The sequence below is a fragment of the Parageobacillus sp. G301 genome, from assembly GCF_030268025.1.
GTDB lineage: Bacteria > Bacillota > Bacilli > Bacillales > Anoxybacillaceae > Parageobacillus_B > Parageobacillus_B toebii.
This window is the reverse complement of the sequence record NZ_BSDB01000003.1, coordinates 161,034-174,228: the sequence shown is the minus strand read 5'-3', so window position 1 is coordinate 174,228 and position 13,195 is coordinate 161,034. Positions and strand designations below refer to the sequence as shown.

General features: G+C 44.4%; 9 protein-coding genes. 5 read left to right on the top strand and 4 right to left on the bottom strand.

All coding sequences use genetic code 11. From position 1 onward, the window contains the following. The 4 genes from QSJ37_RS17990 to QSJ37_RS16655 all read left to right on the top strand — a co-directional run bounded on the left by QSJ37_RS17990 (position 1) and on the right by QSJ37_RS16655 (position 5,768). Positions 1–201, top strand: a complete 201-nt coding sequence (locus QSJ37_RS17990; RefSeq protein ID WP_352177393.1) for a hypothetical protein — start codon at positions 1–3, stop codon at positions 199–201. 79 nt (positions 202–280) lie between these two features. Beyond that, positions 281–2,233, top strand: a complete 1,953-nt coding sequence (locus QSJ37_RS16665; protein ID WP_285756326.1) for a putative thiazole-containing bacteriocin maturation protein — start codon at positions 281–283, stop codon at positions 2,231–2,233. Further along, positions 2,233–4,176: a TOMM precursor leader peptide-binding protein gene (locus QSJ37_RS16660; protein WP_285756325.1), complete on the top strand. Its 1,944-nt coding sequence runs from the start codon at positions 2,233–2,235 to the stop codon at positions 4,174–4,176. The genes QSJ37_RS16665 and QSJ37_RS16660 overlap by 1 nt, the downstream gene beginning before the upstream one ends. Before the next feature lie 11 nt (positions 4,177–4,187). Beyond that, positions 4,188–5,768, top strand: a complete 1,581-nt coding sequence (locus QSJ37_RS16655; protein WP_285756323.1) for a SagB family peptide dehydrogenase — start codon at positions 4,188–4,190, stop codon at positions 5,766–5,768. A gap of 170 nt (positions 5,769–5,938) precedes the next feature. Here QSJ37_RS16655 and QSJ37_RS16650 read toward each other — a convergent pair whose 3' ends face one another. Further along, complete coding sequence (locus tag QSJ37_RS16650) at positions 5,939–6,034, bottom strand: YjcZ family sporulation protein (protein ID WP_073967986.1); 96 nt, start codon at positions 6,032–6,034, stop codon at positions 5,939–5,941. Positions 6,035–6,263: 229 nt separating this feature from the next. Then, complete coding sequence (locus QSJ37_RS16645) at positions 6,264–7,316, bottom strand: 2,3-butanediol dehydrogenase (protein ID WP_285756321.1); 1,053 nt, start codon at positions 7,314–7,316, stop codon at positions 6,264–6,266. A gap of 240 nt (positions 7,317–7,556) precedes the next feature. Here QSJ37_RS16645 and mutT point away from each other — a divergent pair, with 240 nt between their 5' ends. After that, entirely contained in the window at positions 7,557–7,967 is a 411-nt protein-coding gene (mutT, locus tag QSJ37_RS16640) for an 8-oxo-dGTP diphosphatase MutT (RefSeq protein ID WP_285756320.1), read from the top strand. A gap of 33 nt (positions 7,968–8,000) precedes the next feature. On the opposite strand, the gene QSJ37_RS16635 is transcribed toward mutT, so the two are convergent. Beyond that, entirely contained in the window at positions 8,001–11,162 is a 3,162-nt protein-coding gene (locus tag QSJ37_RS16635) for a DUF3427 domain-containing protein (RefSeq protein ID WP_285756319.1), read from the bottom strand. A 490-nt stretch (positions 11,163–11,652) separates the two neighbouring features. Further along, positions 11,653–12,948, bottom strand: a complete 1,296-nt coding sequence (locus QSJ37_RS16630; protein WP_285756318.1) for a Gfo/Idh/MocA family protein — start codon at positions 12,946–12,948, stop codon at positions 11,653–11,655. Between the last annotated feature and the right edge of the window lie 247 nt (positions 12,949–13,195).

Genomic DNA, 13,195 nt, shown 5'->3' with positions numbered 1-13,195 from the left:
GTGGACGTTGCGGAGGACAGTGTTTTGGACGTTGTGGAGGACAGTGTTTTGGACGTTGCGGAGGACAGTGTTTTGGACGCTGTTTTAACTGCTTTAGATGCTTCAATTGCTTTAGATGCCACAATTGCTTTGGCCATTGTTTTGGAGGAATTTAAGAAGGAACTGCCCCTGCATAATCCTCTGCAGGGGCCCTTTCTATGAAATGAACATAAAGGACAAATACAAATACATAAAATGATACTACGCATTTAGGAACAACTACGGATAAGGAGGGAGCAGGATGTCAAAACTGAACGATTCCGCGCGTCTGAAGGTGAAAAGGGACACGTTTTTTCTCCCTGATCCAAATGGCGGCGTGTATTTTAGGAATAACTCCAGCTCATTTCGTATGAAAGGCAAAACAATCTATCAGTGGATTGAAAAACTAATGCCAATGTTCAATGGAGAGCACACATTGGGAGAATTGACAGCTGGATTGTCGGTCCCATATCGGAACAGGGTGTATGAAATCGCAGAAATTCTGTACCGAAACGGCTTTGTTCGGGATGTGAGCCAAGATCGTCCGCATCAATTGGACAGCAAGATTCTCAAAAAGTATGCTTCACAAATTGAATTTATAGAAAGTTTAGTCGATTCTGGTGCGTTCCGTTTTCAAGTATATCGCCAATCTAAAGTATTGGCAGTCGGCTCTGGACCTTTTTTGGTCTCATTGGTTTCGGCGTTGATCGAATCTGGATTGCCTAAGTTCCATGTTCTGATTACAGACTCGATGCCTACTAATCGACAGCGGTTGAAGGAACTGGCGGAGAATGCCCGCAAAATGGACTCCGAAGTAGCAATAGAGGAGATAGCTTTACAGAGGGGATCGGGGGAGAGTTCTTGGCGAGAAGTGGTACAGCCATTTGAGTGGATTTTATATGTTTCACAGGAAGGCAATGTAGGGGAACTGCGGGCTCTTCATGCCGTTTGCAGAGAGGAGAAGAAGGGGTTTCTCCCCGCCATATCTCTGCAGCAAGTGGGTTTAGCGGGGCCATTAGTGCATCCGGACTCCGAGGGATGCTGGGAGTCCGCATGGCGCCGCATACACCGATCTGCGCTTCGTGAAGACCGGCTGGTGCAAGCTTTTTCTGCAACAGCGGGAGCGGTGTTGGCGAATGTGATTGTGTTTGAATTATTCAAAAAAGTTACAGGGGTGACGAAATCGGAACAGAGAAATCAATTTTTCCTTCTCGATCTGGAAACATTGGAAGGCGACTGGCATTCGTTCATACAACATCCGCTGGCGACGACGGAACGTGTGACGGCTGAATTGATTCAAGATCTTGATTCGAGGCTTAAACAAAATTCGAGCCGCGATGATTCGAGCAGATTGTTTCATTATTTCAGTCAATTGACATCCGCAGAATCGGGAATTTTCCATATATGGGAGGAAAGGAACTTGAATCAGCTTCCGTTGTCCCAGTGCTGCGTTCAAGCGGTTAACCCATTATCGGAGGGACCGGCTGAGCTATTGCCAGAAGTTGTCTGTGCAGGTCTAACACATGAGGAGGCGCGGCGGGAAGCGGGGCTAGCTGGGATTGAATCGTATGTATCAGGAATGATAGATTTACTCGTTAACACCGAAAAAGAGGTTGGTGTGGTCACACCACAGGAATTTATCGGTGTCGGAGCAGGGGAAACGATGGCGGAAGGCGTTTGCCGGGGATTGCAAAAGTGCTTGGATGAGGAGCTGAGCAAACGGCAGGTTAACCGAAGAGAACCTATTTTTCAGGTACGATTGGGTGCGGTGGAGGATGAACACTGCAGATTTTATTTGCAGTCACTGGCGACGATGCATGGACCACCGACGATCGGCTTGGGAGAAAAGGTGTCAGGCTTTCCTGTAGTATGGGTCGGCACGGGCGGCCGTTGGTATGGCAGCGCAGGTTTGAATATCACAATGGCGTTGCGGAAAGCGCTAGAGCAGGCGATTATGGACGCGCAAAATCAGGCGACTTCTTTCCAAATACAAGCGCTGGAGGAATCATCCATTTTTCTAAATGAAGAGAAGCCACTAAGACTGGAGATCCCCGCTTGTGAAGAGACGACGCAATCAGAGCTCTTGCAGTCCGCCATGCAGGTTTTGGAACAAAACCGTATGCGGCTCTTCGTCTTTGATTTAGCGATAGAACCTTTTTTGAAAGAGGAACTGGCAGGGGTGTTTGGCGTGCTGTTGAGAAAGGAGGATTTCTGATGGGTGCTCGCGTATTGATGGTTGGAGAAGGAGTGTTGGCGGATTTTGTGTATGAAAAATTGTCCGTCCAATATCAGGTAGTTCGGCAAATCGATTTCGAGGAAGGAATTCCGGAAGAAACAGGTTTGGCTCTGGTGTTGCACGATGCTTGGCATCCCTCCGTTCACCACAAGGCGGAAGAGGTATTACAATCGTCAGGCATTCCATGGCTCCGGGGCTTTGTTTCATTTGGGGAGGGCGTGATCGGTCCGCTAGTTCGCCCTAATACCCCAGGATGTTCTCAGTGTGCTGACATGCGGCGCCTTATAGCGGGATACGACCGCAAGGAAATGTGGGAGCTGCAACAGGTGATGGCGGTGCAAGGAGGAATACAGCATGATGCATGGGCATCACGAATAGGACTTTTGCAGATGGCTCACCTGATTGTCGCGGAGACGCAGAGGGTGTTGGAAGGCAGTCGTACCCGTTTAGAAGAAAGGTTGTTCCTAATCAACCTGAAAACATTAAAGAACTCATGTCACTTCTTTCTGCCCGACCCGTTATGTACGGTATGTAGCCAATTACCTGACGATTCGCCGGCAGCAGCCCGCATATCGCTGCAACCAAGTCCGAAGATCAGCGCTGACAGTTACCGCTGCCGTCCGATCGAGGAGTTGAAAGAAGTTCTGGTTAAAGACTATCTAGATTATCGAACTGGATTATTGAATGGTAAAATGCATAATTTCGCGTTGCCGTTTGCGGATGTTGTTGTAAATATGCCAATGTTTATAGGGGACGAGGGAGTAGCAGGCCGGACTCATTCCTATGAGGTTAGCGAGTTAACCGCCATTTTGGAGGGGTTAGAGAGATATTGTGGCATCGAACCTCGTGGCAAACGGACAGTGATTCATGACAGCTACCGAAATTTGAAAGATCAAGCACTCAACCCAGCAAAGGTAGGAGTACACGCGAAGGAACAATATGCGCGGCCTGATTTTCCGTTCAAACCGTTTGATCCTGACCGTCCAATGAATTGGGTATGGGGCTATTCGTTTTTACAAGAGCGTCCGATTTTGGTTCCAGAGTTGCTCGCATATTACAGTTTGGGAGGTGGGGATGGCTTTGTCTATGAAACTTCCAACGGATGTGCATTAGGCGGGAGTTTAGAAGAAGCGATTTTCCATGCCATTTTGGAGGTGGTGGAGCGCGATTCATTCTTGATGGCTTGGTATGCGCAGCTGCCTCTTCCGCGTCTTGACCTTCGTTCGGCTAACGATAAAGAATTACAGTTGATGGTCGATCGTGTACGTGCGGTGGCGGGATATGATCTGTATTTTTTCAACTCGACGATGGAGCACGGAATTCCAAGCGTCTGGGCAGTGGCGAAAAACAGAAAACAAAAGGGATTGAATCTAATCTGTGCCGCTGGAGCTCATCCGGACCCTATACGGGCGGTGAAAAGCTCGATTCACGAGTTAGCGGGCATGATGCTTGTGCTTGACGAGAAATTTGAGGCAAACCGAAAGAAATATGAAAAAATGTTGCGCGATCCGCTATTAGTACGGCAGATGGAAGACCATGGCATGCTGTACGGTTTGCCGGAAGCAGAGGAGCGCCTGCAATTTTTGTTGGATGATCATCGTCCATTGCGAACGTTTGAAGAGGAATTCAAGCAGCAAACGAAGAGTGCCGACTTGACGGATGACCTGCGGGATATTCTTCAGAGGTTCCGAAGATTGGGCCTCGAGGTAATTGTCGTGGACCAGACAACACCTGTCATCAAACGGAATGGATTATATTGTGTGAAAGTACTGATTCCGGGAATGTTACCGATGACATTCGGGCATCATCTTACCCGCGTGACAGGCCTGGAGAGGGTGCTCCGGGTACCAATGGAACTCGGGTATACGACAAAACCGCTCACGCTTGAACAGCTTAATCCACATCCCCATCCGTTCCCATAGGAGGTAGTAGGATGGAGCTAGAGACATTTTTACACCATCTTCATTTTGACATCGATAAGATTATGCCGCCAAATTGGGAGGTAGATTGGGAAGATGCGCCGCTTGCGTATAAGCTGTACCGTAACTTGCCAGTGATTCCGCTTTCTCCAGAAGTGCCGTTAACACTCGAGGGAAGGGAAGCGGATGGCAAGCTCGATCTAGAAGAAATAGGTCATTTTCTCTGGTACGTTTTCGGCCTTACTCAATTTTCTCAGCTAGCCTTTTCTGTGGATCCCACAGAACAAACAGTAAACCTAATGCACTTGTACCGGCGGTTTGTTCCCTCGGGAGGGGCGTTGTATCCAAACGAATTATACGTGTATTTGACAATAAAGGATATTCCAGATGGAGTGTACCATTACGATGTGGCACACCATCGTTTGGTGTTGTTGCGGGAAGGCAATTTCGATTCCTATCTAATTAGGGCGCTGGGCAATCGCTGTGACGTATCGGCTTGTTTCGGTGTTGTTTTTGTATCGACAATGTTTTGGAAGAATTTCTTTAAATACAATAATTTTGCTTACCGTCTGCAAGGGCTGGATGCTGGCGTTCTAATCGGTCAGCTGTTGGAAGCGGCGAAACGGTTCGGCTTCGCATCGGCAGTGTATTTCCAATTTCTTGATAGGGCCGTCAACCATCTGCTTGGACTGTCCGAACAGGAGGAGAGTGTGTATGCGGTTATTCCATTATCTTCGGAGTCTTCCATCACTTGGTTTGATAACGATAATAACTTAGAAGAAAGCGTTTCTGCCACTGAATTGTGCCGAGAATTGCCGGCAGTTCAGCATCATTACTATATTCGGTCACGGAGGATCATTGACTATCCGATGCTGAGAAAAATGAATGAAGCATCGATGTTGGAATCAACGCGATCATTTCGGCAGATTAAGGGAGAGAAGAGAGATGCCTGTGGGATGCAAGCAGTAGTTCTGCCTTGTGTGAAGCGGTTATCGTATGATCTGGCGTCATCCTGCCAGAAGCGGCATTCACCAGATATGGATTTTGTTTTGGGAAAGGTAAGTCAAGAACAATTGGCTGCTTTGCTGCAAGAGGCGACGCTTTCTTTCATGTATCGAAATGATTTAGACGGAGGACATGAGATGCCGCCGTCCCGTGTCTCCCTGTACGGCTGTTTTTATAACGTTGAAGGCGTTCCAGATGGTGCTTACTACTATGACAGTGCTGCTCATGCGTTAGGGCGGATACGTTCCGGAGATTATCGACACTACCTGCAATACGGAATGTCAATGGACAATGTCAATCTGTTACAAGTACCGCTCTGTCTACATGTGGTAGGAGACAAGGATCACCTCCAAATGGAATTAGGGTACAGAGGATATCGCATCCAACAAATGGAGGCGGGGATGCTCGTGCAACGACTGCTCTTGGTGGCGTCTGCCATGGGGATGGGTGGGCACCCGCTTCTCGGATTTGATGTAAACTTATGCGATAAACTTTACAAGATCGATTCGCAAGGGAAAACAAGCTTAATCCAAATCCCGATCGGACCCTATCGTCCTCGCGCCTGGTTAAAAGGGAGTTTGCGCAGCTAGGAGAGACAAGAGTAACGCTTTGGTTTTGTTGTAAGCAGACATATGGTAATTAACAGATATTTATGAGTTTTTGGAGTAGGGAGAGAAACAAAAGAGTAATTGGGTTGCCTTGAATAAAAAAGGACAGATCTATACGATCCGTCCTGTAAAACTTTTCAGCCGATTCTAGATTAGTAACGACCAAAAAAACAACTGCACCCAACAATAATTAAAAGGATAAACAGCACCACAATTAAAGCAAAGTTTGATCGAAAGCCACCTGACATTTAGTACACCTCCTGCTTTACATAGGATAGTACATCCTATGCAAAACATAGCGAGTCTGTATAAGACAAACATTTAATTTGGAGGAATTAATACAGATAATGAAAAAAACGCAATTCGATGTTTTGTCAAATATGCTCAAGAAACAAAAATGAATCCGGCTTGACTTCTGAAACAAAAAAGGGATTAATCCATCATGGACTAATCCCTGAAGTGATTTTTTAGCTGTCTTTATTCTGGTTTGACCAAAATTTTCACTTGTTTTTTTTCTTTGATGAGCGTTTCAAATCCTTCTGTTACAATATCATCTAGCTTAATTCGTTTCGTAACGAGCTTTTCGGCTTGGAAGTAGCCTCGTTTCATCAATTCCATTACAGCAGGGAAAATATCGCGGTATGCAATAACTCCCTTTACATTTCTTTCTTTTAATACGATATTATTCGGCTGAAGGTTTGCTTCTTTTTCCCATATACTAACGATAATCGTTTCTCCTTCGAATGTAGTGCTGTCAATAGCTTGTTGTAAAACAGCCGGTACTCCTGTTACTTCAAACGCAACGTCGACACCGCCATCGGTCAATTCGCGGAGTTTTTGAACCGGATCTTCTTCTTTTGGATTGATGACAGATGTGGCGCCAAGTTCTTTCGCTTTTTGCAGACGTTCTTTGGAAACTTCTACTGCATAAATTTCTGACGCGCCAGCTGCTTTTAATGCTTCAATAACAAGAAGGCCTATAGGACCTGTTCCAAAGACAGCGGCTTTGTCACCAGGTTTGATTTTGCTTGATCGAACAGCGTGCAAAGCTACGGCCGCTGGTTCCACCAGTGCTCCTTGTTCAAAAGAAAGGCCCTCAGGCATTTTGTGAACCATATATTCATCAACAACGGTATATTCAGAGAATCCGCCGCCACCTCCGGATAGACCGTGGAATCCTAAATGTTCGCAAAGATTGTATTTTCCTTTTTTGCAAGCTGGGCATTCTCCACAGCGAAGAATAGGTTCAACAACGACAGGATCTCCAACCTTGACTTTCGTAACTCCTTCCCCGACTTCAACGATTCGTCCAGAAAATTCGTGACCCATGATAATAGGAGCCACATCTTTACTGACGGGATGAGGATCTTTCACAGGAACAAAAATTGGGCCAGCCGCGTATTCGTGTAAATCGCTTCCGCAGATTCCTGCCCATTCGACTTTAATTTTTACTTTTCCTTTTCCTGCTTTAGGTTCTTCCACTTCTTCTACTCGAATGTCTCTAGCGTTATGCCATCTTGCTGCTTTCATAGATATCCCCTCTCCATTCTATATACACTATTATTATATCATTAAAATTTATATTATTTTTTCTAATAGAAAAAAGTTCGAAAATATTTCAAAAACAAGAGATGATCTTTGTCTTTGTTTGAGTGTGATTTGTCCTTTTCAAATCATTATGCTCCTGTCACTACCCGATTTTTGTTTTTGCATAATCCAATTGTTTGCTAAAATAAACTAGAAAATGCCATGAAAAAGGAGCGGGTTGTGATGAAGAAAACAGTTCGTGTGGTTGGTGCGGTCATTTATAATGAACAAAATGAAATTTTGTGCGCGCTACGCTCTCCGGAAATGTCACTTCCGAATTTATGGGAGTTTCCAGGTGGAAAGATCGAAGAAGGAGAAAATCCTGAGGAGACATTAGTAAGAGAAATTCGTGAAGAATTAGGATGCACGATTGAAGTGTATGAAAAAATTGAAGAAGTACATCATGAATATCCGAATGTGATTGTTAATTTGCTTACATATAAAGCAAAAATCATTGAAGGAGAGCCAAACGCAAAAGAGCATGCGGAATTAAAATGGATGCCGCTTCAAGAATTACACTCTCTTGAATGGGCACCCGCTGATATTCCAACCGTACAAGCTTTATTAAAAGGGGGCTGTCCCTTATCACCTTAATGTTTTAACGCAGTGGGGGGAAGCCCCCTGTTGTTAACGAATCAGGTCAATGTATAAGTCTTCTGGTACGGGGTGGTGCAGCCGCCATTTAATGTTCATTGGCTTATCGCCATAACTGGATACATAGTCTACCTCACCAAGATACATAAATGGCAAGGTCATCCCGTGCATTTGATCAAACTTGCGCACAAACAAATGAATATGAATGCCTCTTTCTTTGTGATAAATATAATTTTGTCCGACAGAAGACTCGTGGGACGTTTGATTTTGACTTTGCCAATGAAAATGACGTTGATCGATAAAGTAATCCTTATATTGCAAATGCTCTTCTACTTTTTCTGATTTGTTCAAGTTGACGAACAAGAAATAATGGTTGCCTACTCGGCTTACCCCTTCTCTCCAAGAGCCTTCTTTTACCCCTGCTTCAAATAAGAAGATTAGGTCATTTCTCGTGTAATTTTGATAAAGAACAAGCTTTTCGCCTTTTGCGAGAAATCTTTCTGGATGATACGTTCGTCTAAATTCAATAATTCCATAATCAATTCGATCCTTTAAGTATTGATAAAACTCTGGATCTTCTGTTACCGCAAGAATATCATCATTCAATACAAATTTGTCATCAACGACTTTGCCAAACGACCATTTTTGTTTTTTATATGGGGTTGCTAGTCGGGCCATTGACTGACTAATAAGCGTTTGATGTTTTTCTAAGTCAATTTTTGTCGCAAATCTCTTTTCTAACTGTTTGACGACATCTGCATACGAAACATTTTTTTGTAAAAAGGCTAATTCTAAAATAATGAAATCGTAAGGCCACTTTATTGGAAACTGGTTTTCCAGCCGTTCTACTATTTCACTCATTAACTGGTGGCCCAAAATTTTTCTATCTAATTCATTTACATCATTCATTTTTTCTTTTGTTTTTATCCATGATTGATATTTATAAATGAAAAACGTCAGGCTTGGCGATTGTTCATAATATAAGAAATCCAGGATTTCTGGAGCTCGTCCAAGTTCATTTTTAAATTGCTGATACAGGGACTTCAACATGTCCGTTGAATTCATTTTGATCGAATCAATGCGGTCTAAAATTTCTTTTTGCGCAATCGGATCTAAATCAACGTAAGAACCAGCCGGCAAATCGGCAAATTCATGTGTCACCGCAACTCGGAGTGAATCTTTGTCAAAGGCTTTATGATTTAGTTGGCCTGATAAAGCGAGCGGCACGACGAACGACTTTTGGTAGTTACCAATGAAATCTAGTATCGTGACAAATTCCTTCCCCTCTACTTTCCGCAATCCTCTTCCAAGTTGCTGAATAAAAACAGTAGAAGATTCCGTTGGTCTAAGAAAAAGAATTAGATTTAACTTTGGAATATCGATTCCCTCGTTGAAAATATTGACGGTGAAAATTAACTCTAAAGGATGGTTTTCATCTTCTAGCTGTTTAATGACTTTTTCGCGATAATCGATGCTGTGCTCACCGGTTAAATAGGTTGTATGATACCCACGTTTGTTAAATTCTTCACTCATATATTTCGCATGTTCAATGTTCGTGCAAAAGCCTAGCCCAATCATCCGGTCACCGTGGTAGCCGTATGTATTAATCATTTCGATAATAAAATCTGTCCGTTCATTTGTTTTTAATGCTCTTACAAGAGCATCTTCATCAAAGAAGCCGTTTTTAAGAGGGATTTTACTGTAGTCAACGGTATGGTCTGATACACCGAAATAGTGAAACGGTGCTAGTAAATTGGCCTCTAGTGCTTCTCTCAAGCGAATTTCGTAGACAATGTTATGGTCACAAAGCGCTAAAACATCTCGTCCATCCATTCGTTCCGGCGTAGCGGTCAAGCCTAGTAAAAACTTCGGTTGAAAATAGTCGATCACTTTTCGATACGTCGGTGCTTCGGCATGATGAAATTCATCGATAATTATATAGTCAAATTCGTCTCGCTTAAATCGTTTTAAAATCTCGTCTTTATGCAGGGATTGGACCGTGCTGAACAGATAAGGTTTATCAAATTCTTTGACCGTTCCAGTAATTTTTCCGAAAATTTCTTTCTTCGGGATCACTTGCTGAAATGTCTTAATCGCATTATCTAAAAGCTCTTCCCGATGAGCGATAAAGAGAAGTTTTTTCGGATTAAATGCTTTCACATCAAATGCGGACAAGTACGTTTTTCCCGTTCCAGTTGCCGCAATGATGACGCCTTTGTTATTGCCGTTTTTTCTTGTGTGTTGAAGATTTCTTAATGCTTTTTCCTGCATGGCATTTGGTTTAATGCTGTGTTTGGTTTGATAGTGTTCTTTTGTTTCGGCTGCTATCATTTCTTTTTTCCTGAAGTTTTCGAGCTTTCGTTTTGCCTCAATAAATTCACTGTAATAACGAATAAACTCGCTATCAAGCGTAACTGCTTCTTCGCTGTTCCAGATTTGACCAAATATCCATTTTGTTTGCTCATAAATAGGCAGAAAACTCGTATCAGGGAGTTTAACGTTCAACTCATGCCCATTAATTAAAGCGGAATGAGAAAGATTGGAAGAACCGATAATGACCGTATTCAAGCCTGAGTTTCTATGAAACATATACGCTTTTGTATGAAATGATTCTTTTTGCGTATCGATCATCTTGACTTGAACGTTGGAAAATTGCATGAGTTTTTTGAGCGCTTTGACTTCTGTAATTCCTAAGTAGGTAGAGGTAATAATGCGAACCGGTATGTTTCGTTTTTCAAGCTCTAATAGCGGCCGGATGATGAGCTGTAATCCCGACATACGAATAAAACTGACCATAAAATCAACAGAGTCGGCCGTCAACATTTCATATTTAAGAGTTTTAAAAAAGTTTTTCATTGAGTGTTTGTCATTATGCAACAAGTTCAATCTTGATAAAAACAAATCTTCAATAACAGGTAATTCCCTGTTGGAATAGTTATATGTAATCATCGAAAGCGGTAAAGAAAGTTTTTGTTGATGATCGGATGCTAAATTGGAAATGTGTTCTGTCAGCTGGATAATCTCATCAAAACGATTTTCGTCGGCAAGGCGCTTAAATTTATCTCCAAGCTGCTTTGCTGCATGAAGAATAAGGACTTCTATATATTCTTTTGGAGAAAGACGTTGAATGATATTTGATTCGGGATATGTTTTATTTGCGAGATATAGTTCTTCAAAGAAACCTTTCTGTTCCAAGTTGCTCACCTGAAAATTTATTTTTTTCTATTATTTTAGCAAATTAAGTTTGTTAATGTTATTATTTGTTATCTATTTTCCTCTTCACATTCTTCTCTAAATATTGAACAAGTATTAAGAAGGTTAAGGTGATTTTTTCTTTTGATTTGGTGCCTGTCTTAGTTTTCTGTATTGTATTGGCGAAGGGGGGCGACGTGGATGCCGGATAAATTAGCGGGCAGTTGTTATTTTTGGAAGGATGGTTACTCTTAATCCCTGTTGTGCATCATTGGTCAAATATATAGATTTTCTTTTACTTCATAGATGATATTCGACTCAGTGGAATAGGTGAGAAAGGTTCACGACGATAGGGTAGTTTTGATTTCCAACGACAGAACTATAAAAATTTGAAACCGCCAACCAGGCGTTTCCCTGGTTGGCGGTTTTTTTTCGTACGCCCAACAGATGGAATTATTTAATGATGTCCAGAGAGGAGATGGTTGGGTGCGAATCAAGGTGAAAGCGGTCTCGTCTGATTGGATGAAAAGTCCCGACTCAAGCCTTCCTGCCAGGCTTCCGAAACCGTACATGCTTCGGCGAGGGATAGGTCGGCTGCGGCGTCGTCGGGCGTTACCAGTCCGCTCCAGTTCGGGTCTTGGATCATCCGGCAAAAGTCTAGGAAGCGGGCTTGGGCCATCGCCTCATACCATCCTTGTCGATCAACTAATGATAACGTCCGCCGATACGGTAGGCGGGAAACGGAAGAAGAGGATGTACGATCGGACGATGGTACATCGAGAGACAACCGCGATGCGGCCCATGTCCGTACCTGTTCGCCAGCGTTTGCCGCAGGTTGCGTAGGTATGGTGTCGAGAAGAGCGTCGATTAGTTCTGCCTGTTCTGCCGTAAGCACGCCCTCGACGTACAGACGTTGAGGAATCCAGCCTTCGAGCACAATCCGCCCTTGGGCACAGTGGACTTCCCACTGTGTCGATTCGGGAGCATCCGCCTCCATTGTGAATCCGTGGTAGTACTGAACCGGTACGTACTCGTTCGGAGATTCGGCTCCTGCCTCTTTTGTCGGCACTTGCGCTTCCTGTACATGGCCCTGACGTGTGCAGATGCGGTGAATTACACTCGCCCACACGCGCGACTGCTCGCCGTTTGCCTCAGTTAAGGCAAAACCGCGCGCATTCACAGGTTCGCCAAACCAGTGGCGGCCGACTTCGAAGAAGTGAACCCCATGTTCGATGAAGATGCCTCCACTCAATTCGCGGTTCCAGAACCAATGCCCAGATGTGACGCGGTGTGCGGCGTTGTGGAGACTGGCGTGGTGCGCACGACCCAATAGATGGTGACGGAGCATCCATTCGACCGCTTCCACCAACGGGTTGTAGCGCAAGACCAGATTGACGGCGAACGCTCGCCGTTGTTTTGCTGCGAGCTTGGCATTGCTTTTCAGCGCCGCTGAAGTCAGCGCCCCTGGTTTTTCCAGAAACAGATGCTTTCCTTTCGTCAACGCAAGTTCGCCGAGCGGTGCGTGGAGGTGAGGCGGTGTTGTCAGGATCACCACGTCGATGTCCGGATCGTGGATAAGCTCGGACGCTTCCCGATATTCGCGCGGGGGAGCGGCATCGGATCGACGGTGGCGATAGGCGTCCAGCACGCGCTGGCGTTTTTCGTCAGTACGGCCAGCAACGGCTGTCAACTGAAATTCCGGCAACGGAGCGAGAGCGCCGGCCAAGAACTCAGCAAAAGCGCCTGCGCCGGCAATTCCTACGCGATATGGTGGGAGCGGATAAGGCATGGCATCTTTACCTCCTTCATCTCGTATGAATCCTTATTATCTTATATTATGTCAACAATTGTATTATACCGAAAAGACAGCTTTTGGCGCTCCTGTTTTGCGTCCTTCTTAGCACAGAGGGGATCAAAGTCCGAAATCTTCAGGCTTTCTCTTTAGCTGCATGGAGATCGCCGTGCAAACTCGATGTGGTCCAACCAAAAGTACGAGCGTTTTACTTGCCATCGCAGGGGATATTATGTATACTAAT

Excerpts from the sequence above, each read along its gene's own strand:
- QSJ37_RS16665 (WP_285756326.1), top strand. The coding sequence starts at position 281 with ATGTCAAAACTGAACGATTCCGCGCGTCTGAAGGTGAAAAGGGACACG.
- QSJ37_RS16660 (WP_285756325.1), top strand. The coding sequence starts at position 2,233 with ATGGGTGCTCGCGTATTGATGGTTGGAGAAGGAGTGTTGGCGGATTTT.
- QSJ37_RS16655 (WP_285756323.1), top strand. The coding sequence starts at position 4,188 with ATGGAGCTAGAGACATTTTTACACCATCTTCATTTTGACATCGATAAG.
- QSJ37_RS16650 (WP_073967986.1), bottom strand. The coding sequence starts at position 6,034 with ATGTCAGGTGGCTTTCGATCAAACTTTGCTTTAATTGTGGTGCTGTTT.
- QSJ37_RS16645 (WP_285756321.1), bottom strand. The coding sequence starts at position 7,316 with ATGAAAGCAGCAAGATGGCATAACGCTAGAGACATTCGAGTAGAAGAA.
- mutT (WP_285756320.1), top strand. The coding sequence starts at position 7,557 with ATGAAGAAAACAGTTCGTGTGGTTGGTGCGGTCATTTATAATGAACAA.
- QSJ37_RS16630 (WP_285756318.1), bottom strand. The coding sequence starts at position 12,948 with ATGCCTTATCCGCTCCCACCATATCGCGTAGGAATTGCCGGCGCAGGC.